23 protein-coding genes, 1 tRNA gene and 1 riboswitch are annotated in these 21983 nt (G+C 43.8%); of the genes, 6 read left to right on the top strand and 18 right to left on the bottom strand.

The window, feature by feature from the left end:
- The first annotated feature begins 12 nt into the window (after positions 1-12).
- Positions 13-900 carry a hypothetical protein gene (locus F3741_00410; protein MZG29265.1) on the top strand — a complete coding sequence of 296 codons (888 nt, stop codon included), beginning with the start codon at positions 13-15 and terminating at the stop codon, positions 898-900.
- A gap of 17 nt (positions 901-917) precedes the next feature.
- Here F3741_00410 and F3741_00405 read toward each other — a convergent pair whose 3' ends face one another.
- From F3741_00405 to F3741_00345, 13 genes are all read right to left on the bottom strand, one after another.
- Entirely contained in the window at positions 918-1802 is an 885-nt protein-coding gene (locus F3741_00405) for a hypothetical protein (GenBank protein MZG29264.1), read from the bottom strand.
- Positions 1803-1812: 10 nt separating this feature from the next.
- The gene (locus tag F3741_00400; GenBank protein MZG29263.1) at positions 1813-2304 is read right to left on the bottom strand and encodes a hypothetical protein; all 492 of its coding nucleotides are present in this window, start codon (positions 2302-2304) and stop codon (positions 1813-1815) included.
- Between the two features lie 26 nt (positions 2305-2330).
- The gene (locus tag F3741_00395; GenBank protein ID MZG29262.1) at positions 2331-2501 is read right to left on the bottom strand and encodes a hypothetical protein; all 171 of its coding nucleotides are present in this window, start codon (positions 2499-2501) and stop codon (positions 2331-2333) included.
- A 419-nt stretch (positions 2502-2920) separates the two neighbouring features.
- Positions 2921-3697, bottom strand: coding sequence for a menaquinone biosynthesis protein (locus tag F3741_00390; GenBank protein ID MZG29261.1), 777 nt, complete (start codon positions 3695-3697; stop codon positions 2921-2923).
- A 76-nt stretch (positions 3698-3773) separates the two neighbouring features.
- On the bottom strand, positions 3774-5849 hold the full coding sequence (locus F3741_00385) for a sodium-translocating pyrophosphatase (protein ID MZG29260.1): 2076 nt from the start codon (positions 5847-5849) through the stop codon (positions 3774-3776).
- Between the two features lie 5 nt (positions 5850-5854).
- Positions 5855-6412 carry an aminoacyl-tRNA hydrolase gene (locus F3741_00380; GenBank protein ID MZG29259.1) on the bottom strand — a complete coding sequence of 186 codons (558 nt, stop codon included), beginning with the start codon at positions 6410-6412 and terminating at the stop codon, positions 5855-5857.
- A 9-nt stretch (positions 6413-6421) separates the two neighbouring features.
- Positions 6422-7057 carry a 50S ribosomal protein L25 gene (locus F3741_00375; GenBank protein ID MZG29258.1) on the bottom strand — a complete coding sequence of 212 codons (636 nt, stop codon included), beginning with the start codon at positions 7055-7057 and terminating at the stop codon, positions 6422-6424.
- Positions 7058-7129: 72 nt separating this feature from the next.
- A complete protein-coding gene (locus F3741_00370; protein ID MZG29257.1) occupies positions 7130-8092 on the bottom strand; it encodes a ribose-phosphate pyrophosphokinase in 963 nt (320 codons plus the stop codon).
- 26 nt (positions 8093-8118) lie between these two features.
- Positions 8119-8194, bottom strand: a tRNA-Gln gene (locus F3741_00365).
- A 162-nt stretch (positions 8195-8356) separates the two neighbouring features.
- Positions 8357-9262, bottom strand: coding sequence for a 4-(cytidine 5'-diphospho)-2-C-methyl-D-erythritol kinase (gene ispE / locus F3741_00360; GenBank protein ID MZG29256.1), 906 nt, complete (start codon positions 9260-9262; stop codon positions 8357-8359).
- Between the two features lie 5 nt (positions 9263-9267).
- On the bottom strand, positions 9268-10071 hold the full coding sequence (locus tag F3741_00355; protein MZG29255.1) for a DUF4292 domain-containing protein: 804 nt from the start codon (positions 10069-10071) through the stop codon (positions 9268-9270).
- 9 nt (positions 10072-10080) lie between these two features.
- Positions 10081-11919 (bottom strand): tetratricopeptide repeat protein, encoded by a 1839-nt coding sequence (locus F3741_00350; GenBank protein MZG29254.1) that lies wholly within the window; start codon positions 11917-11919, stop codon positions 10081-10083.
- Between the two features lie 48 nt (positions 11920-11967).
- Complete coding sequence (locus F3741_00345; protein ID MZG29253.1) at positions 11968-12288, bottom strand: DUF721 domain-containing protein; 321 nt, start codon at positions 12286-12288, stop codon at positions 11968-11970.
- A 260-nt stretch (positions 12289-12548) separates the two neighbouring features.
- Here F3741_00345 and F3741_00340 point away from each other — a divergent pair, with 260 nt between their 5' ends.
- The 5 genes from F3741_00340 (at position 12549) to F3741_00320 (ending at position 17150) form a co-directional block, all read left to right on the top strand.
- On the top strand, positions 12549-13853 hold the full coding sequence (locus F3741_00340; protein MZG29252.1) for a SpoIIE family protein phosphatase: 1305 nt from the start codon (positions 12549-12551) through the stop codon (positions 13851-13853).
- Between the two features lie 168 nt (positions 13854-14021).
- The gene (locus tag F3741_00335) at positions 14022-14465 is read left to right on the top strand and encodes an ATP-binding protein (GenBank protein ID MZG29251.1); all 444 of its coding nucleotides are present in this window, start codon (positions 14022-14024) and stop codon (positions 14463-14465) included.
- 81 nt (positions 14466-14546) lie between these two features.
- Complete coding sequence (locus F3741_00330) at positions 14547-15029, top strand: hypothetical protein (GenBank protein ID MZG29250.1); 483 nt, start codon at positions 14547-14549, stop codon at positions 15027-15029.
- A complete protein-coding gene (locus F3741_00325; GenBank protein ID MZG29249.1) occupies positions 15029-16540 on the top strand; it encodes a hypothetical protein in 1512 nt (503 codons plus the stop codon). The genes F3741_00330 and F3741_00325 overlap by 1 nt, the downstream gene beginning before the upstream one ends.
- 100 nt (positions 16541-16640) lie before the next feature.
- On the top strand, positions 16641-17150 hold the full coding sequence (locus F3741_00320; protein ID MZG29248.1) for a pentapeptide repeat-containing protein: 510 nt from the start codon (positions 16641-16643) through the stop codon (positions 17148-17150).
- A gap of 31 nt (positions 17151-17181) precedes the next feature.
- On the opposite strand, the gene F3741_00315 is transcribed toward F3741_00320, so the two are convergent.
- From F3741_00315 to F3741_00295, 5 genes are all read right to left on the bottom strand, one after another.
- Positions 17182-17874 (bottom strand): HAD-IA family hydrolase, encoded by a 693-nt coding sequence (locus F3741_00315; protein ID MZG29247.1) that lies wholly within the window; start codon positions 17872-17874, stop codon positions 17182-17184.
- Between the two features lie 275 nt (positions 17875-18149).
- Positions 18150-18431 (bottom strand): hypothetical protein, encoded by a 282-nt coding sequence (locus F3741_00310; GenBank protein ID MZG29246.1) that lies wholly within the window; start codon positions 18429-18431, stop codon positions 18150-18152.
- A 300-nt stretch (positions 18432-18731) separates the two neighbouring features.
- The gene (locus F3741_00305; protein ID MZG29245.1) at positions 18732-19493 is read right to left on the bottom strand and encodes an NTP transferase domain-containing protein; all 762 of its coding nucleotides are present in this window, start codon (positions 19491-19493) and stop codon (positions 18732-18734) included.
- A gap of 17 nt (positions 19494-19510) precedes the next feature.
- The gene (locus F3741_00300; GenBank protein ID MZG29244.1) at positions 19511-20479 is read right to left on the bottom strand and encodes a terpene cyclase/mutase family protein; all 969 of its coding nucleotides are present in this window, start codon (positions 20477-20479) and stop codon (positions 19511-19513) included.
- Between the two features lie 141 nt (positions 20480-20620).
- Positions 20621-21781: an SH3 domain-containing protein gene (locus F3741_00295; GenBank protein MZG29243.1), complete on the bottom strand. Its 1161-nt coding sequence runs from the start codon at positions 21779-21781 to the stop codon at positions 20621-20623.
- A gap of 77 nt (positions 21782-21858) precedes the next feature.
- A riboswitch (TPP riboswitch) is annotated at positions 21859-21960 on the top strand.
- The last annotated feature ends 23 nt before the right edge of the window (positions 21961-21983 follow it).

The raw sequence follows: 21983 nt of genomic DNA, 5'->3' as shown, positions 1-21983 counted from the left end.
GCCGGATTTTATATGCAAGATAATACAGAATCGGAAAAACCAGAAGATTTTTCAGACAACGAAGAACACCACGAGGATCAACCAACTCCACCGGAAAACTCTGATACACCTGAGTCCGAATCCGAATTTGAAGATCAGGAAGGAGAAGTTCTTCCTCCAGAGGAGAAAAAAAAGTCTGGTGCGGGAAAATTATTCTTACTCCTCATTTTAGTCCTTGCAGGTTCAGGGGGTTATTTGTATTACAATAAACTCATTCCCCCAGAAATTTTAAACCTCGTTTTCCCAAAATCTGCGCCATCCAAACCCCCTGCATTGATAACCCAAACGCCCTTACCTTTAGAAAAGGAACCAGAGGTTGCTGAAACAACCGAGCCCGTCTTAGACAACAAAGTTTCAGAGCCTGCTGCAACGCCACAAACACCTGTAGATGCAGAGGAAACCCATATCAGTGGCGATACCACAGGGGTTAAGGCATCGATTTCAGGGAACGAATTAGATCAAACAGTAGTTGATGAACCCATAGAGAACGAGCCCCAGGAAATAAACACCCCGGAGGAAACTGATCATGCAGTTGCCGAACAAGAAGTCATTGAAGCGGAAAAAGTGACCGGGGAACCAGCGATGAATCAAGCATCAGAACCTGTCGAGCCATCTCCGCCAACTATAGAAGAAAATGAGGATCAAGAGCCAGAGGAGCCCGTGACAACAGTAGAAACTATTATCCCTGAGCCTTCATTGAAAGAGGAAGTCTCCCAGGTTCAAGAACTTCCGGAACCCAATGAACCCAAACGCAGTAAAGCCGCCCAGAATTACCTGGATTTTATCGAATCTTCTGTGCAAAAGTTAGGTGAGTTGATCAAAGAAGCTTTTCGCCTTGCATGGGATTTTGTCAGCAAATAAACCCACCTTCCTATTTTTTAGAATCTGTACAAGACACTGAAATGAAGCCGGTTTTGTTCACCATCAAGGCCGTTTTCCAGTTCGCTGCGTACATGCGCATACTCCACGCTGAAGTTTGTGCGTAACAGTGGCAACCATGACAGGCGCAGGTGAAAAGACTGGGCATGCTCAACGATACTGTCCGGCACACGGTCCAGGTCGTTATCTGACTGAATATGTGTGGCGGTTGCGGCGAGCCGCCATTGATCATTGAGCCAGTGCTGGTAAGAAAGATAACCCAGATACATCATGTGCAATTTGATATTGCCGTTCGCATCAATGCTTCCATCGTTAAAAGAATTGTTGCTGGCGTAACGCCCAATAGCATTACCTCCGGCCAATCCAAATCGCACCATGTTGCCTCCTTCTGTCTTCAAACGCCCAGAAAAGTAAAGACCGCCACCCATCTCACTATCTTCAACTCCACCTGCTACAGCCCCATCACTTCGAATTTCGCGTAACAAACCTGAAAGGGCAAGAGAACCGCGATCACTGTACCATAATGTCTTGACCACAAGATCCGGAACCCTGTCATCAGCAGGAGTAACCCTTGTGCCTGATGAATTGGTCAATGTGGTTTCAGGGTTTTCCAAAGATAAAAGTAAACTGGTATCTTTATCCAGCTTGTGGGTCCAACGAACCTGCGCCTGACGATTGGAAACATATGCAATCGCATCGGGAATCGTATCGGGCCATGCCAGTAAATTCGCGAAAGTAGATTCCGTTTGACCAATTGTAAAATTTCCAAGTTGCGCATAGCCATGACGCATACGTGGGTTATGGGAGTTATTGACCCTCTCGTTTCCGGCGCTTCCCTTAAAATCTATTTCAATCAGAGTCTTTAAAAAGCCCAGTTCTGTCATCCCGGAGGTTTTAAATCATAAGCGTGTTTCCCTTGCACTGAATAAGAACTGCCCGTTTCCCCCCTGAACCTGTGGGCACACCAGCAGTAGACAGGTCAAACTCCGATACCGCCGGATTGCCCGGCCAATTACTAACTGCTTCTATAAGAATTTGCCCTCCAAAAGAAAACTCGACATCATCTTTTTCAGGCACCAGAAGAACCTTATCTGGTTTAAGCGTTGTTTCACGACTCTTCGGAACACTTTCTTTTAGTTTCAGGCCTTCATCCTTTTTATTGGAATCTGGATCCGTATCCACATTTTTTTGATTTGTCTGCTGCCTTTCCAGAACTTCGATACGGTGCTTTAACTGATATACCAGCTCTCTCATCTGTCTAGCCTCTTCACCTGCTGACAATTCTGCTCCAGAACAAGGAAAGGGTATAAGCGCAAAAAACAGAACAGCCATCAGGAGTGGCATTGACTGAAATATCCCGGGTCTTGGGTTAAAAATTCGACTCATATAATTCAAACTACCGTTGAGCAGGCCTAACGAAATTTACTATGACAACGATTGCATGTCTTAATGATAGATTTGATCATCGACGGATACACATCGCTTTTTTCCTGGCGGGTGGCTTCTCTCAAAGCAATGGCCTGGTTTTTAAGGTTTTGCGCTATTGGCATCCAGATTAAGGTTCTGTGAAATGGATGAAACATCCATCGAAGTGACAGCTATGGAATTTGCGATCTCAGCTATGTTCCCTACCTGCCTGGCCCGTTCCTCATCGAACTGCAACTCATCATAAATGTTATCGAACAACAACATCTTTAAAGAACGCATTTTCGCCCTTAGCGTGGCGCTGCGAACCTTATGGAGAGTTGCTTGACCTTTTGAAACAGGTTCTTTTTCAGTTTGGGAACCCATTGCAATAAATATAAAGAGGAATAACCCACAAGAAAACATTCCATAAGCCGATAACCGCTTGCGGTCAACTATTTGGGTTTTCTTATCAGTAGTGAAGCAGAATCGCATTTCGGGTGAGAGTTAGAAATTAATCTACAAAAAAATACTCGGCAAATTGTAACACGGAAAGGCAAACCATGTGTTCTGCAGAAACCAACGAGAGCGTCGGTTGTTAAACGAGTTTTAAGGGGTATATCTTTGGAATCAGGTTATTATCATGGCAAAGGGACTGGAAATGAACGAGACCTTCCATCTCTTCATCACCAAAATCGTATCGGATCTTGTTCATGAGATAATCCTGCAACAAAGTCACAGGATATCCAGTTTTTCTGGCCTGGGTCCTGGCAATACCTTCAATGTTTTGTATCCCTTCCTGCATGGCATCCATTAAAGCCCTGGCAAGTTCAACATTTATGTTTTCACGAACCGCAATCACCGCATGGACAAATGTCTTTCCGGTGCTGTTAAACCATTCCTCACTCAGGTCATAGACCGTCAAATTTTCTTTTGAAAACCCTAATGCCTGATCACCAATGATCAATGCGGCATCATGAGTACTCAACATTTTTTCAGGATCGGGTTCCTGGCTTTCAGTTTTAACACCTGCCGGGAGCATCTTTGAATAAAGCACCTGAAGTAGAGCTACAGAGGTTCTTGAACGCTCATCCAGTGCCAGAGTACCTATCTCATCAAGCGGTACCCTTGAGACCAGCAAAACGGTTCCTACTTTATTTCTGGATGATATTGAGATGTTGGGCAAAATTCGGTAGCGATCAGCATTCTTCAAGAATTCAATAGCAGGAATCATAGCCACGTCCAACTCACCGCTGGATAATTGATCGGCCAGTCTAGCCGGTGAATCCGTACGGATTTCAAACCCTACAGCCCGCTTTATCAAAGGTTCTAAAATAGGCTGTGAGTTTATGAAGTCATGGATTCCAAAAAGCATGCGAAAAATATTCCTTCCAACAAAAAAAAGGGATGGGGAAACCCTCCCCCATCCCTTTAACTTTAAACTTTATTTCTTACATGAAGAACGGCGCCAATACGAGGGAGACAATGGACATCAATTTGATCAGGATGTTCATGGCCGGACCAGAAGTATCTTTTAACGGGTCGCCAACCGTATCTCCAACTACTGTAGCATGATGAGCCTCGGAACCTTTTCCACCCAGGTTACCCGCTTCTACATATTTTTTTGCGTTATCCCAGGCGCCACCACCGTTAGACATCAGCAAAGCCAGTAGAACACCTGACAAGGTAGCTCCCATTAACATTCCTCCCAAAGCTTCTGCTCCAAGTAAAGAACCAACAATAATTGGCGTGAGAAAAGCCACCACGCCCGGAGCAATCATTTCCTTCAAAGCAGCCTGGGTACTGATATCAATACATCGGGCGCTATCGGGTTTTCCAGTGCCTTCCATCAACCCCGGGATTTCCCGGAACTGTCGGCGGATTTCTTCAACCATTTTCATGGCCGCGTCTCCAACAGAAGTCATAGTAAGAGCCGCTACATAAAAAGGAACCACACCGCCCAGGAATACACCGATGATAACGGAGGTTTTTGTTATATCAATCGCATCAATATGAGCCGCCTGGGTAAATGCCGCAAACAGGGCCAATGCTGTCAAAGCAGCAGAGCCAATCGCGAAACCCTTACCAATGGCCGCAGTGGTGTTACCCACCTGGTCCAGACCGTCTGTAATTTTTCGGGTATCTTCTCCCAGTCCTGCCATTTCAGAGATTCCCCCTGCATTATCCGCAATCGGTCCGTAAGCATCCACCGACATGGTGATACCTACCGTAGCCAGCATACCCACTGCAGCGAGAGCCACTCCATAAAGTCCTGCAAACTCCGCACCGACAAAAATTGCCAAAGCAATGATCAGGATGGGAACAACACAACTCTCCATCGCGACCGCAAGGCCGGTAATCATAACTGTAGCAACACCAGTGTTACTCGATTCTGCAATGCGTACAACCGGTTTGCTCGCCGTATAATATTCAGTAATCAGTCCAATACCGATGCCTGCAAGACAACCGAACAACAAGGCAACAAAAACACCTGATGGCAATCCCATCACTTTAATCAGGAAAAAGGTGGCAAACAACATTGCGCCGGCACTGATGAAAGTACAATTTCGAAGTGCGGCGGATGGGTCCATGCTTCCCAAAGCACTCATTGCCCGGATTCCAATAATAGAGGCCACCAAACCAACCATGGCAACCAGAACCGGCAATGCCATGTATTCAAATTGCATCGTTGCCATTCCAGCACCAATAGCAATGGTAGCGATCATGGAACCACAATAGGATTCAAAAATATCCGCTCCCAAACCTGCCGTATCGCCCACACAGTCTCCGACGTTATCAGCAATAACACCGGGGTTTCTTGGGTCGTCTTCCGGGATTCCCGCTTCCACCTTACCCACAAGGTCAGAGCCGACATCCGCGGTTTTGGTATAAATTCCACCGCCAACACGGGCAAACAAAGCAATGGAGCTGGCCCCCATGGCAAATCCACTGATTACTCCAATTGACTCTCCGCGACCGAACAGGGTGAATAAACCACCAACCCCGACCAAGCCCAGACTGGCCACACAAAGGCCCATTACAGCACCGCCATTGAAGGCTATATTAAGAGCTTTAGGTTGACCACCATCCACGGCGGCCTGGGAAGTCCTTACTCCAGAGGTAGTTGCTGCGTTCATGCCAAAATATCCTGCAAGCATTGAGCATGCGGCACCTACCGCATAAGATATTGCGGTCCAGATCCCTATCCAAAATCCACTTTGCACAGAAATCAAAATCAAAAGCAGTAGGAAAACACCCCCTACAAAATAACCCAGTATCTTATACTCCCTGGAAAGGAAAACCATTGCTCCTTCATGGATGGCATCGGCAATTTCTGTCATTTTTTCATCGCCTGCTGGCTCATCGTCCACACTTTCAAAAAGTTTCCAGGCAATGACAAGTCCGAACAGACCAAACAAGACTGCCAGATAAACAAATTTCTGAGATGCATCAAAAGCGGCCATCACCAGATACAGGACCATGGCAAATCCGATAAAGATCATTTCCCCTTTGTGTTCCGTAAACATTCTTATCAATCCTCCGTTGATTTACTTCGTTTATTTATTTCCTGAAGTGCCGCTTCTATCGTTTGCACCGCTTCTTCCATAATTTCATTGACAAGGCCTGAATCTTCTTCATCAAAAGGGGACAACACATAGTCAACAATGTCGTCCTTATCTTCCGGCCTGCCAATACCCACACGAACCCGCGCAAAATCTCCGGTTCGTACGGACTGAATCGTTGACCTGATTCCCCTCTGTCCACCATCCCCACCCTTGAATTTTTTTTTGATCTTTCCAAGGGGGAGATCAATGTCGTCATGCACCACAACCATGTGGTCTGGGAAAATGTTAAAAGCGGAAAGCAACGACTTGGCCGCCTTTCCGCTTTCGTTCATGTAAGTCATCGGTTTTGCCAAAATAACTTCCAGCCCGCCGATTTCCCCTTTTCCATAACAAGAGAAATATTTATGGCGATCCAACCGAATTTTATATTTATCGGCCAGATTATCCACCACCCAAAAACCCGCGTTATGCCTGGTCAGCTCATAGCGCGGACCGGGATTGCCCAGACCTAAAATCAAGAACACCGTTTACTTTTAACCATCTTCTTTCTTCGCATCAGCTTCTGTTGGTTCAGCAGCTTCAGCAGCTTCACCTTCTTCAGCTTCTGCAGGTTTCTCCTCTCTAACCTTTTCAACTTGAACCGAAACCACTGCATCTTTGGGGTCGTTAATGATTTCTATACCTTCCTCAATATTAAGATCAGATACATGAACAACCTGATTGAGCTCAACCTCGTTCATTTGCACCTCAATTTTTTCAGGTATGTTGGTGGGAAGGCTATCTATCTCAAGGTTACGCAGGATGTGGTTGACCAGCCCACCTTGTTTTTCACCGGGAGAATTACCTATCAGCACAACAGGAACCTTGACACGGATTCTTTTACTAACATCCACTTCAAGGAAGTCCGCATGCAACCATCCTGACCGTAACGGGTGAGATTGAAATTCTTTCAATACAACATTGCGGTTGGAATCACCTTCAATTTTAAGCTCGATCAAAACGTTGCGCCCTTTTGCCTCAATAAGCTTTTTCAATTCCTTAGGGTTAACAACCATACTGATATTATCTTTCAACCCATACATCACCGCAGGCATGGACTCATCAGTTCTGATTTTCCGTGTTGCCGATTTACCGGTTTCTTTTCTTAGTTTTCCCGCTAATACTGACATTCTGTGCTCCAATCAATGTAATGAAAGCTGTAAGCGTTCACGTGTTACGTATAACGCACAAGCCTGATTTTTTTATTCTCGGGTTGAATCGAATAACGAACTGACCGAGGTTTCCTCGTGAATTCTTAAAATAGCTTCTCCCAGTAACGGGGCAACCGACAGCACCTTTATTTTAGAGTTTTTCTCCAACTCGCTCCCCAAGGGAATGCTGTTCGTCGTTACCACTGACTTAAGCGGTGAATTACTGATCCTGCCTCCTGCAGGACCTGAAAGAACCGCATGGGAACAACAGGCATGAACCTCACTGGCGCCCGCGCCCAACAACGCATCCGTTGCCTCCATAAGAGTTCCTGCCGTATCAATCATATCGTCTACAATAAACGCCACCTTGCCCCGAACATCACCAATGATGTTCATGGCTTTGGCTTCGTTCGGTATATCTCTGCGCTTATCAATAATAGCCAGAGATGCATCCAACCTTTTCGCATAGGCTCTGGCTCTCTCAACACCACCCGCATCAGGTGAAATAACAATCAAATTCGGCAATTCAAGAGTCTTAATGTATTCAATCAGAACGTTCATTGCGAACAGATGATCCACAGGAATATTGAAAAAACCTTGTATCTGCCCTGCATGAAGATCAACCGTCAATACCCGATCCGTACCTGCTGTTTCTAACAAATCAGCAACAAGCTTGGATGTAATCGGCACTCTGGGTTCGCATTTACGATCCTGCCGCGCATAACCATAATAGGGGATTACAGCTGTAATCCTTCTGGCTGATGACCGACGCAAGGCATCAATCATGATCAGCAATTCCATCAAATTGGTATTGCCGGGATAACAAGTCGGTTGAACAACAAAAACATCCGCACCACGAACATTTTCTTCGATCCGCACATAAATCTCCTCATCGGAGAAATCCCGAACCACGGTTTGGCCTAAAGCAACTTTGAGATATTGGCAAATATCTTCCGCCAGAGACGGATTAGCCCTGCCAGAAAAAACAAGCAGTTTCCCGTTACCGTTATCCATTCTTTAAAAAATCCCCGAAAAAAATCTGGCTGGGGCGGGAGGACTCGAACCTCCGAATGCAGGAATCAAAATCCTGTGTCTTAGCCACTTGACGACGCCCCAAGTAAAAAAACCCAATCCGTAATTACGTAACAGAGACTCTCTGTTTTTCCAACTCTCCCACTTCAAACATGAAAATGAGAACCTCTAAAACTGATCCCCCCTGGGGCACAAAGGCAAATAAATAATCACCGAATACCCTCAGACTAAAGGTAGAGGTGAACGCTAAATCAACATTTCCTCAGGATATAATTCGGATAAACTGACAACGCTATCAGCTAAAAACAGCCTGAAGTCTCCTCTCTCCAAACGGTCATATGCGTTGTTGGCTGTTTCGGGATTGTCGAAAATACCAAAGACAGTAGAGCCGCTTCCTGAGAGAAGCGCCCCCTTTGCTCCCAAAGCAAGCATCTTCTTTTTTAACTCAGAAAGGCCCGGATGTTCTTGAAATACAACGGTTTCCAAATCATTGGACCACGCTGTCCCCAATTGGGCAAACTCCGACTGCAAAAGAAAATTTTTCAAAATGCTAATATTATTTTCCCTCTTTGTCAACTTCAATTTTAGATTTCCATAAACCGATGCGGTTGATACGGAAAAACCGGGATAAACCATTAAAATATAAAACTTAATGCTGGTTTTAACCGATTCAAGAATTTCCCCGCGACCTCTTCCTATGGCACAAGGAGAATGCAGGAAAAACGGCACATCGGATCCAAGTTCGGAGGCCATTGAAATCAGTTCTTCCCTCTTAAGTTCCAGGCCCCATAAATAATTAAGTCCCAACAGCACTCCGGCAGCATTGCCACTCCCTCCACCCAATCCCGCTCCATGTGGAATATTCTTTTGTAAATGGATCCGCGCGCCCTTGCATTGTTCAGGATAATGAGTCTGCAATATATGAGCGGCCTTTATAGCCAGGTTTTCTTCATCTTTAGGAATATCCGGCAGGTCACAAACCAATTCCAAACCACGTGAAAGACATTCAATTTTCACTTCATCACACCAGTTCACCATTTGAAAAATGGTTTCCAGATCATGAAAACCATCCTCACGCTTACCAAGAATGTGAAGCCCCAAATTGACTTTTGCGGGGGTCTTAAAAGAAATAGCAGATGTTGATGCTGTCATTAACTTTAATTTGAAAGCAGTGGAAGTTGAAACGTATCTACAGGCAACCCTTGATTGATCTCCGGGTTTTTATATTTCACCCGAATGGTTTCTTGTTTTTCCGGGAATGATAAGGTCACAAGAAGGGGGAAATCATGCTTTCCAACTTTGGCGTAATCCTGCCATTCTACTTTATAGATTGTTCTCCCTCCCAATTCACGCTTCATTTCAAGCGGAAGCAAAGTCATGGCAGAAAAATGAAGCGTAATTTTTCCTCCCCGCACTAGATCGGTCAATTGCATTATGTACCTTGTTCTATCTGAGTTGAGCCGCGAATCCAGAACCTCAAGAAGTTCCAGCCTTGGAATATGGCCAACAAATATTCTAAGGTGCTCATAAAAATCCACATGTGTCCCCAGCATTTTTTCCATCAGTGATTCTACTTCTTCCCCGAAAAACAACTTTCCTTTTGCCGGATCCAAAAAAACAGTTTTGCCCTGATGGTGTATAAAGACTCCTAAAGCCTGGTTAAACAAACCGTAGGTATCCACTCTAATTGACCGGTTATTATGGATTAGCAATGTTTGTCGAAAACTTTGCGACGCTCTGGGACTTAGAAAGCTGGTACGTGTGAAAGATTTGAGGTTCTTAATTTTTGCAGCCCGGTCCATTTGCGCTTTTAAGATGTAACCGGTGGAAATGGTATCTTTTAAAAAATGAGGAGCAACCGGTTCAACACGAGGCTGGCACCCCGAACTCAATAACAGGAATATTAAGAGTCTGAAAAAATTAGAGTGGTTTGTCACACGCGTTAACAGGTAGGAGTTCAAAGGGCTTGCTTAATAACTCTGTTGCAAAAGCCTTTTCGCTTTATCAATTTTATTCCTCAGGGTTTGCGGGTCCGGCATTTCTCCGCCGGGATCTTCTTTCTCATTAACGGTAAGAAACAAGCTGTTTTTCCAGGCACCGCTTGCCTCATCATAATTTTCCAGAGAGAACAGAATATCCCCAAGGTGGTCATACAGTACCGGGTCTGGTTCGGTATAGATCAACGCTTTTTGAATTTGAGTTAAGGCCTTTTTCGACTCACCTTTTTTAAAATAGATCCAACCAAGGCTATCCAGGAAGTAGCCATTACGAGGCTGAATGGTCAAGGCCTTTTTTAAATGTTCAAGGGCTTGATCGAGGTCATATCCTTCCAAAGCATATATGTATCCCAAAAAATTATGCGCGTTAGAATGCAATGGGTTGAGTTCAATCGCCTGCCTCATGTTTTCAATAGCGCCCTTGTAGTCACCAGATTTTTCCATCAAAGCCCCCAACTCGAAATAGTAAGAGTCTTTTTTAGGGTTCAAAGCTACAGCCTTGCTCATGGTTACAATGGCCATGTCATTTTCATTTTTGGCCATGTAAGCCAATGCCAGGGAGTGCAGAAGCTGGTCGTTCTCCGGCTCCAATTTGACAGCTTCATTCAGAAGGTCAATTGATTTTTCTGGTATTTTCATCAAACTGTAAAGCCTGGCCGTGTAAAGGAGGATATCCAGCGACTTGGGTTCCAGTTTTCTGAGTTTTTCAAACTCTTCAACAGCTTTATCCAATCGACCATGGGTTTCATAAATCCGGGCCATTAGAACATGCGGGTCCTTGTAATCGAGCTTTGCCAGAACAAGCTGGAATTCATCCAACGCCCTCAAATACAGAGTTTGTTCAAAATAAATTGTCGCGATGCGCATGTGGATATTGGGTTGTTTTTCCAGAGCAGAAGGAATTGCCTCAAAACTTTCACTTGGGTTCTGATCCAGGGTTCCCGAAGAGTGAAGTTTTGAGACCCTGTTTTTTACATACTCATTATCCGGAGTCAGCTTTAACAAGAGTCCATACTCTTTCAAAGCTTCAACAGTTCTTCCCTGGCGTTCGAGCACCCAGGCTAAATGATGCCTGGCCTGGAGCAGATTGGGTTTCAGGGAAACTGCTATATCCAGGCTCTCTTCGGCCTCCTTCAACTTGTTAGCCCGCAAATAAGCCCGGCCCAGATAAAATTGAATCAGGGGATTTTTCGATTCTACCAAGGCTCCTTTTTTATATTCTTCTAAAGCCTGATCATATTTCTCCATCCCTTCCAACAGCGCGCCTTTTAACAAAAGTGCCCGGGCATTTTCAGGAGAGATACGGATTATCTGATCATAATGTTTGATGGCTTCCTCAGCTTGCCCCTTGCTTGCAAAGATATCCCCCAAAATCATCTTGATTTCTTCATTTTCAGGAAAACGGGATAACGCGTTTTGACCAGCTCGCACAGCCTCGTCAAATTGACCTGTGCGCAGCAACAAGCGGACCCATTTTTCATGAAATCGTTCTGCCTCTGGGTCATGCTGGACAACTTCTTTATAATGTAACGCTGCTTCTTCAAGCTGATAGGCTTTCTCTGCTTTCAACGCCAGTAAATAGTGATAATAAGAACGGGGATCACGTGTGTCCAGATTCTGAGATAGCTGCTTTTTCTTTTCGAAAGACTTGACTGCGTATGAAGAAGACAAGTCACTGCTTGTCGAACCCGGTATCTCCTGCATCGTCGAGCAGTTTGACAAAAACATGAGCATGAACAACATTCCCAGAGAATACGAAACCGCTTTGGTGGTTTTACTAATGGTGTTCACTTCAAAAACCTGAGTCTTCATTTATATGACTGTCCTTTAATTGGATTACGTTCCATCCATCAGAGCCTATCAGGCGACCGCCTTAAACACAATACTGTTTACTAAAGAGTCACCCGCACGGCTATTTATTTCCTGAATGATCTTCTTTTTCAGTGGCTCCAAGACCGGCACCCATTCTTGACCATTCACCTTTACATGGAGCACACCCCGGGTCAGATTATCAATTGTAGATATCCCCGCGATTTCCTTTCCAACTACCAGGTTCCAATGATAGGTGATCCATTCCGTTTGGTTGGATTTGGAGAATATCTCTTCTGGCAGAGACTGAAAAAGTACCGACCTGAGTTCAGACCAGTTCCCGCCCGATCTTTGTTTTAGTTTTCTATCCATAAATTAAGACCCGGGGGAAATGGTTTGACCATATATCCTATTTTAGCTATCTTAACTGCCAAGTTAAAGTTATTTCTACTTTTCACTTCAGACGTTAGGTTTGTATAAGTATGATACTTTACCTGAAGCCTTCGTGCCAAAATGGTTAAACTTATTGGTTGGTAATACCTCTACTCGGCCGGTAGAGGTAAACGTCTTCTATAAATGCAGAAGGGTTATCTAAGCTGATTAAAACCAATTGTTTTTATTCATTAGGAACCATGAATAACCATAAAGAAGAACTACCTGACATCACCTTACGTTTATCCCAACTGGAGGAACGGATTAATCAGTTAGAAATTTGTTCAAAAATTACTTCTCTTATTAATTCCGAATTAAACCTTGCCAATCTTCTTGATACCATTATGAGTGCTACCAAAGAAGTTATGTCTGCTGATGCCTGTAGTCTGCTACTGATTGAGGAAGAGACCGATGAATTGGTGTTTCAAATTGCATTAAGCGAAGTTGGTGAAGAGATCAAGTCCATGATCAGCCTAAAAATGGGTGAGGGTATTGCCGGCACAGTAGCTAAGACAGGTGAGACAGTTATTATCAAAGATGCCTACAAGGATCCAAAATTTAATCCGAGTTTTGATAAAAAAACCGGTTTCAAAACCGGTTCCATTTTATGCTCACCCCTTAAAGCTAAAGGCAAAATTATTGGCGTCTGCCAGGTTATTCACGGAAAAAAAAAGGGGCAGGTATTTCACCATAGCGATCTGGAGCTTTTTCTGCTTCTATGCGACAGTGCCGCGCTGGCAATTCATAACGCCCGTATACATCAAGTGCTCATGGAAAACCAGCGAATGGAAAAAGACATGGAGTTTGCACAATCGGTTCAGGAAAGTTTTCTACCAACCACCACACCTCAACACATAAACTTCACCTTTGCCGCTCAAACCCATGCTGCGCAGATTGTTGGCGGTGATTATTACGATTTTATTCCATTTGAAAATGAACTTCTCGGTATTGTTTTGGGGGACGTTTCTGGAAAAGGTGTACCCGCAGCACTGCAAATGGCACGATTGATGAGTGATTTTCGTTACATCTCCCAGCTCGACCCGCAACCAGAAAAGGTTCTCACAGAAATCAATAACACTCTCTGCAAAAGATCTTATCGTGGCATGTTCACCACAGCAGTGTTCTGTCTACTCAATATGAAAACTAGAAAAATAATTATTGCTAATGGTGGCCACATGTCGCTTCTACTAAAAAACAATGGTTCTATTAAGGAAATTGGATCTGCCAGCGGAACACCCTTAGGGATCCTTCCCAACATGCAATACAATCAGGTAGGATACACTCTCAAATGTGGCGATGAAATCCTGATATTTTCTGATGGCGTGACCGAACCTAAAAACAAGCATCAGGAGGAGTTTGGAATAGACAGATTAAAAGAGCTGTTTGCCAACAACACAGCTAAGCCAGAAGAATTCCTACAAAATCTGAAAACATCCATAAAACAGTTCATTGGTGATGCGCCTCAGCATGATGACCTCACCTCTTTGACGTTCAAAGCTTTGTAATAAAAAGTGGTTAGATGTTATCACTTTAACCGGCTAAAATTGTCACTCTTGATTTACCTATCTCCCTCATTTCCTCAAGGCTCAGCCTTGCCTACCTGACCGACGGGTGATATGATTGAATTAACAAGAGTTTTATTAACATAGGGTATTATTATTTAGAGAGGGACAATGTCCCAACCCATTAAACTCTCTATTCCAAGCAATCCAAAATACTTGGGATTAATTCGTAAGGTTTTGGAGGAACTTTTTCAAAATCATGAGGTTCCTGATGAAACTGCCCGGCGTTTAATCCTTTGCGTGGATGAGGCTTGTGCAAATGTTATCAAACACAGTTACGAAGGTTCCTGCGATGAACCTATTGAGGCCACCTTCACTATTGAGAGAGATGATTTTAAGGTCCAGATCCGCGACTACGGCAAACAATGCAATATCAACCAAATCAAACCGCGTGAACTGGATGATATGAAACCGGGTGGACTAGGCACTCATTTCATAAATGAAATTATGGATGAGGTCAGCTACTGCACCAACCGGGCCAAAGGCACTTTGCTGACCATGATAAAAAAATTAAAAACCGAACTGACATCGACTCACGACAAGGGTAAGAGCTAAACATGAACATAGACTTAAAACTGGATAAAGTCGGTGAAAAGGTTATTGTATCGGTAAACGGGGATATTAATATAAGCTCTTCTGTCTAAAGGAAAGCTTGCCGAAGCAGAACAAAACTATCTTAAAGTATTAATCATTGATGACAAGCATGCCCTGACTCATTATCGACTTGGGCAACTACACTTTAAAAGAGAAAAATTTACTACAGGTATAGAGCACCTGAAACAATCCATTGATCTGGAAGATGAGAACCCGGCCTATTTGGAAACATTGGGAGCTGAGTATGAACGCTTAGGAAAAAATCTTGAAGCGTTAAATTATTTTGAAATAGTTTCAGTTCTGGAACCAAACCGGTTGGAAGTTTATATCAAGTTGGGGAAACTTTACAAAAAGGAAAAAATGTATCAGGAAGCCCTTTCCCTTTACTGGGTTGCTCTGGCAATGAAAAATGATGACCCTTATTTCCACAGAAGCATCCTGGATATATATAAAGTTTTGTCAGATCAGGAAATTAAAAAACTAAAAACTCTGGAAGGGCAAAGTTCTTTTGCCCGGGATCCCTAGTGCGTTCTCCCATCTTATTGACCGGGGCAACCAGCCTGCTGTTATACGCATTTCTGACCAAGCTTTCTTACCAATTCAACTGGGGTGAAGGATATTCAGAACGACCTATTCTTATCTATCTCGCGGTTTATTTTTCACTGTTTGCGCTTTACTGCCTGACCTGGTTTTTTGTGCTCAAAAAATCCAATAGCCAGAAAATTTTTTGGCAGGTCATTTTGTTTGGTCTGCTGTTTCGTGCCATCATCCTGCCCTCTCAACAGATTCAGGAAGATGATGTCTACCGCTATTTATGGGATGGAAAAGTTTTCGCGAGTGGAATCAATCCATATGAATACGCTCCTTCTGAGGTAAACAACTTCAAGGCGTTAAGAATACAGAACCCCGAATACTATTATGAAATTTATGTAGAACGCAACGAACGCGAGCTGGAACAGTTGGACGTTTTGAAATGGGAGTCTCCCAAGTCCTTACAATATCTTGAAAGGGTGAACCACCCGGATGTTCCAACAATCTACCCACCCATGGCCCAATTTGTTTTCCGCCTGATACACCATGTAAAACCGGACAGCATTGTGGCTTTGCGGGCAGGGTTTTTATTTTTCGATGTCCTGACTTTGGTGTTCATAGTTGGCATCCTTTCCCTGTTAGGGCTTGATAAATCCCATTGCCTGATTTATTTCTGGAGCCCCCTGATTATCAAGGAAACATTTAACTCAACTCATCTGGACATTATTGGGATATCCCTGCTCACCGGTTCGATTTATTTTCTGCTTTGCCATCGTCATACTTTAGCAACGCTTTTCCTCGCCTTTGGATTTTTGGGAAAACTTTATCCCATAATTTTGTTACCGCTATACCTTAAATCCTGCCATGAAAAAATGGCGACGCTGGGTAAGAACCCCTGGCTGGCTCCATTCGGAAACATAATGCTTTTTGCTGGTGTGATTGTATTAGGCTATTTGCCCTTTACGGGAATCGGACTAAAAATGTTTGAAGGGCTCAAGGCTTTCACCCTTTACTGGCAAAGCAACGATAGCATTTTTGCCGTTCTGGTTTTCATCTTTAAAAGCTTGTCAGGGGAAATGGCAAACGAAGTAATATTATCCAATTCCCTACCCGTTTTTTTAAGTAAGGTTACTGTAAGCTTTGTATTAATGGGAGTGTTAATCCGGTTGCTTTTTAAAGGATCGTCTCTTGTTGAACAACCTGTAGAATTTGTCCGCGGGCTGTTCTGGCTCATGGCCCTGGTCTTCCTTTTGAGTCCTGTTCAAAATCCCTGGTATCTTTGCTGGGTGGTGCCGTTTTTATGTGTGTTTCCAGAGCGTTCATGGATTATTTTGACAGGCCTGGTAGGCCTGTATTACCTTGACTTTTATTTTGATTATCAAGAGATTCCGTCATTTAGCCGGTTTACCCCCTGGGTTGAGTACCTACCATTTTATTATTTACTGATCCAGGAATTTAGAAACAACCGACAAGAATCAAAAGAGCATTTAAATGATAACAGCTAGTTCAAGAACCCGATATTTTGCAAAATCAATATTTTCTTGTTAGGATCGGTTCAACCAGTTATGTTTAGAGTTCTAGAAATTTAATTGATCAAGGTGAGAAATGGCTAATATTACAGAAGCAAAACTTAAAGAACTGCTTCACGATAAAACCGCGAAACATTTAACCAATTTGAATTTTTCCGGTTTGGACCTCACGGGCCTTGATTTTAGTGGTATGACGATTGCCTCCACCGATTTCAGCAACACCTCGCTGAGAAAAGCTAAATTTACCAAAACTTTTTTGGCTAAATGCAACTTCAGAAAAGCAGATATGGCAGAAGCTGATTTTAGTGAAGCAGATTTAAAAGATGCTGATTTATGCCTCACCAACCTTGAAAACACATCATTTAGCAGAGCAAAAATGGGCGGGGCTAAACTCATCAGAGCAAAATGCAAAAAAGCCAGCATGAGCTTTGCATCGCTGGTTGGCTGTGATTTAAGAGAAGCCGATCTGAATGCCGTTTCATTTCATGGCGCAGATCTCTCTAAAGCAGACCTGACTTCTGCTGACACCAAAGACGCCAGCTTCAAAAATGCAAAAATGGAAGGTGTAAAAGGATACAAAGGGTAAAACTGGCCGCTCTGCATACCACAATCAACCCCTATCTAACCAACTCCATAAAAGAAGTAACTTTATCTTCTTTTTCAAAACGGTTGTCACGGTCCAGCAGGATTGGGTGAATACCAACGCTTTCTGCTCCAGCTACATCAGTACGAATTTCATCTCCTATATGGCAGGCTTCATGTGGCTCAACTCCGCATATCCTTAATGCTTCCTTAAAAATTTTTTTATCGGGTTTTGCCGAACCGACCACTGCGGAGGGTAGGATAAAATCAAAGTATTGGGCAAGGCCAATATTTTCCAGGGTTGAGTTCAACCTTGAATCCCAGTTAGAAATGATCCCCAGCATCACTCCCTTTTTTTTCAGAGTTTCCAGAATATTGGATTCAATAACATCTTCATAAACCCGCCAATTCGATTTTTCCCGAAACGCTTCAAAAATAAGATCAAAATATTCATCAAACCGTTCAACACCTCCAAGCGGTTGAAACACTTCATAAACCAGTGTGCGCCAAAAATTCTTTTCCGCTTCGGCTCCAGTCTGATTACCCAGAGACTCAATTCCCCCCATCTTATTCCATTGCCTGCGGAAACCTTCATTTAAAACCTGTGCTGAACCCGAATAGCCGAAAGGACGTGCGTGCCGGGCATAGACATCCCCGACGGATGGGTGAACGCGAATCAGGGTTCCCCCAACATCAAAAAAAACCGCTTTAAAAGAAAATAAAGGCAAAGAAATTCTCCCGCATAAAACTCGAGTTTAATATTAACTACCTTTTAGATGGAAGAAAAGACAGGAAAGGTTTTTATTTATCCAGGGGTTTTGCGGCTCATGAACGTAAGCGCTGCCTACAAAGGCTCTCTTTAAAGAGTGAGCCGCACCCATTGGGGATATAAATACTGGCGGCGTAGTAACCGGCAATTGGAATATTTTTTCAGTCGGGTTGATCCTTGCCAGCCCAACCCGATTATTGCAGTTGGGTTCAGCATCAGGCTGGTGACTCGCGCCTAGTGGTCGGCTTGAAAAAAACTGAGCACACCCATTAATGCTATGGCAGTACCGGTGCCAAAATACATCATCAACCCAACTCCTGAGTCACCAAATAATTCCAGCCAATAAATTCGGTTTGAAACGAAACCCCAGTAAAAAATAAAAAAATAGGACAAGATCAATCCCGTTTTATGTTTTCCATAAAGCAGACAAAAAAGACACGACAAAAAAATAAACGTGATTTGACCAAACGAAATGAAAAATACCTTGCCAGATAGAAACTCAATAATCTCTTGCATAACATTCACCAGATTTAATCCTTTAAAAATTATCTCCCCAATGCTTTAACAATCCCTGAAGAGGGATAAAACCGGATTCCTCAATCTTGGGAACCATAGCTAAAAAGCAAAAAAGGTACCAATTGCAGCTAAATTTCAGGAGGAATCAGGCTGGGCTTTATAAATCCTTAAGTTTAAAGGGGTTTTTAAGCTCAAAATGTTCAAACAAAGACTATCGGAAAACCTTGATTTTATCTAATAGTTACAAAAAATATAAAAGTTGTCGAAATTTCATACATGAGAGCCCGGTATTGCAGGCTCTTATTCTCTGGGGAGACAATATTGATCGGTATAGGATTGATAGCGGCTCAAGGCTTCCTGGTAATCTTCCCGGGTGTCTATTTCAAAACATCCTTCCTGCTCAACATTCCATGGATGCAGGGTGGTGTTTCGGGCAAACTCTGTAAACGGAATTTCCCAAAGTACAGGTTCGTAGGTGGATTCATTGTTTTCATAAAGAGAAACAAACCGGGGAACATCTTCATGACTCAGCATGAAAAAACCAATAGCTTCTCCTCCAAAACCAAAATCGGATTTCTCTTCTTTGGTCAACTCTCGTTTCGTTATGAAAGCATGAATGGATCCGGAAGGATTTAACAATACTTTTGCGCATTCAGCATTGTCAATATCTGCGGGAACCAATGCAAATGAAGAACGAGGAGCTTTTCGTACATAACTCAACAAGGCCTCGGGCGGATATAAAACATCCCCGTCAAGTATCAATGTTTCTTCGTTGCAAAGCCTGAGCCCCATTACCATCGACAAGGTGTTGCCGGTGGTGCGGTATACCGGGTTATCTATAAAGTTTATCTCCAGGTCCAGGTTGAGATCCTGCACATAGGATTTCAGCGCGGGCGCATTATGGCCAAGAACGAGATGGGTTCTTTTAATGCCCAGAGTCTTCAGGCATTTCAAGTGACGCGAGAGCAATGTCTCTTCACCAAAAGGAAGAAGCGCTTTATGGGCGAGGTCCTGCCTATCCAAACGTGAGCCGTAACCGGCAAGTAAGATGATTGCTTCCAAATCAAATACCCGGTTGCTTATTTACTGAAGGCCCAGAAATGGGACATCGGCTTATCTGTGCAGTAACGGCGATATTTAAGCAGGGTGTCCAAACCATCTGCGGTGCGCTCTACATTGCTCGGCTCATCGGGGAAATCCCCCCACCCCTGCTCATTCTTGATATCCATCAACCATCGCACCCCTTTGGCGATAACCGGAGTATATTTTTCTTTATTCTCAAAGGTATCAGAAACCAGCATCAGGTTACGGCAGGCATCCATTGTATGGTCGGTATTTTCATTATCCCAACTACCATTCTCAGCCTGTTCAGCCACTAAAGAGTCGGCAGCTTCCAAACACATTTTTCCGGCATATTCGATTTTATCCATGAAGTAAGCGGGAACAAGAGTGTACTGCATCAAATGCGCGGTGGTTTCGATCCCGGCAGGATGAAACGTGTCATCTTTCCAGAGTCCTGAATCAGTTTGCCAGTTTTTGATAAACTCGAAACCTCTAACGCGGGCTTTATTGATGCGTTCGTCACCGGTTTTATCCTGAGTGACCTGGTAAATAGTTAGAAAGCATGTAACGGAACATGTCGTATCAAGATGAGACCATTCAGGGTCGGACCAATGCCCGTCTTCTTCCTGCATGGATAAAACATATTCCAGCGTTTTATCAACGGTCGCCTGGATTTCCGGGTCCTTGATCACCATATTACCCCGGCAGAGTTTGAGCCCAACAAAAGTGGTGATCCACATTGAGGTTTTTTCGGTGTGAGATTCTTTTGACCAGCCGCCATCCGGATTTTGCACTTTGATGCATTCCTGAAACTCTTTTGGGTTTTCCTCAGTCAGTTCCATATGCAGGATGCAGCGCAAAACATGTTCCAGCACTTCCATATCCTGCTCCCCTTCAAGCAGACTCCATTCACCTTTTTTAGATACCAGATAATCCCACTCACTTTGGATCAATGAATCCAGTTCTTCCTTGTTGATCGTCGTCATAGTTTCCTAATTGTCATGAATTTTATACTTCCCACCCCGGATGGGGATTATATTCATGCCATCAAATCGGGTCAACTGGAAACCCGGGAAACCGCGACAATTTTCGCTAAAAAGAGGTGTCGATGGTTAAAATTTAGCGGGTTACTTTACAACCTGGGTATACTTTTTGGAGATCCAGCCTTTCTTGTCTGTTTGATACTCGATCTGGTACCAGTCTTTACTTTCCTGGAAAACAGGTACGACTGAATTTTTTGGTATCTGGACCAGTACTTTGGAACGGGCATCCGGTTCTGCCCGAACTCTCAGGGGTGTTTTTTTGGTCGTGATTCGCACCCGCATTGTCGTTGCCTGAACAGGAGGAGCTGCTTTCTCGCGTTTCATTTCCATTTCAGGATCCACAGCAACCTTCTCGACAGGAGGCTCTAGTTTGGCAGGCAGTTTCTCGGCAGGAGGTTCTGCAGGTGCCTCTTCCACCAAAGGGTCTTCGACTTCTTCAGCAACTTCAGGTTGCTCCGTCTCAGCCACAATTTCTATCGACTCTTTCAGGACAGGCGGTAAGGATGGAACCTTCTCCATCGGTTCGGGAAGAACAACCTCCTGTTTAGGCACAATAGTCGTTTGTGCAGGTTCGGGCAGCATTTCATTCTGCATTTCTGGAATTTCTCCCAAAGGAGATTCTTTAGGCTTCATTTCAGCAATCAGACGTCGTGCTTCATCGGAGTTCTTTGGGTTGTCAGGATATTTTTGCACAAACTCTTCATAAGCTTCCAGTGTATTGGCGCTTTTGACCTGTTCATAAATACGATCCTGAAGGGTTTCGATTCTCAATGCCACTTTCTCTTTCCCGGGAGCGTCATCGGTGAGTTTTTTAACCCTTTCGAGATGCTCGATCGCTTTTTCAAGGTCCTTGTTTTCTTCCTGAATCGTGACCTGGAACAACAATGCTCTTTTTAAATTACCCTTGATTTTAAGGTCAAACGGCTCCAGGGCAAGGGCGGTTTCAAAAGCCTGTATGGAAGGAAGCAACTGGTCGCTGGAATAGAGCGCCATGCCCAGATTATTATATCCCCTGAATGACCTGGGGTTGTTTTTCAGGAACCGTTGCCAGAGCTCGATCGAGTTTTCCAGTTGGTTATTTTTAAGCCGTGTCACGGCACGGTTATAGAGTTCCAGTTCAGATTTCACCAGGTGCTCGGGAGGCATTTCAAAATAGGGGTTTATGGTGTCCGGACCGCTGGCGCATCCACCTATTCCGAGCAGGAGAACAATAGATAATACAAGGAATTTAGGCGAGTGGAACATAATGTGAATATTACTCTTTTTTATAATTACGTCAATAATTCTTGACTTGTGGAAAATATTAAATAATCTAGAGGGGTCACGACCACTGGGGGCGTTTTTTAACTGAGAGTCCTGAAAAAGGACGACCCTTTGAACCTGATCTGGGTCATGCCAGCGAAGGGAAGTGAGCCATCTTTTTTCGAGATACGCTGCATTTCCCGAA

The sequence above is a fragment of the Nitrospinota bacterium genome (assembly GCA_009873635.1).
Classification (GTDB): domain Bacteria; phylum Nitrospinota; class Nitrospinia; order Nitrospinales; family VA-1; genus LS-NOB.
The sequence above is the reverse complement of the archived record's forward strand: the minus strand, read 5'-3'. Positions and strand labels throughout refer to the sequence as shown.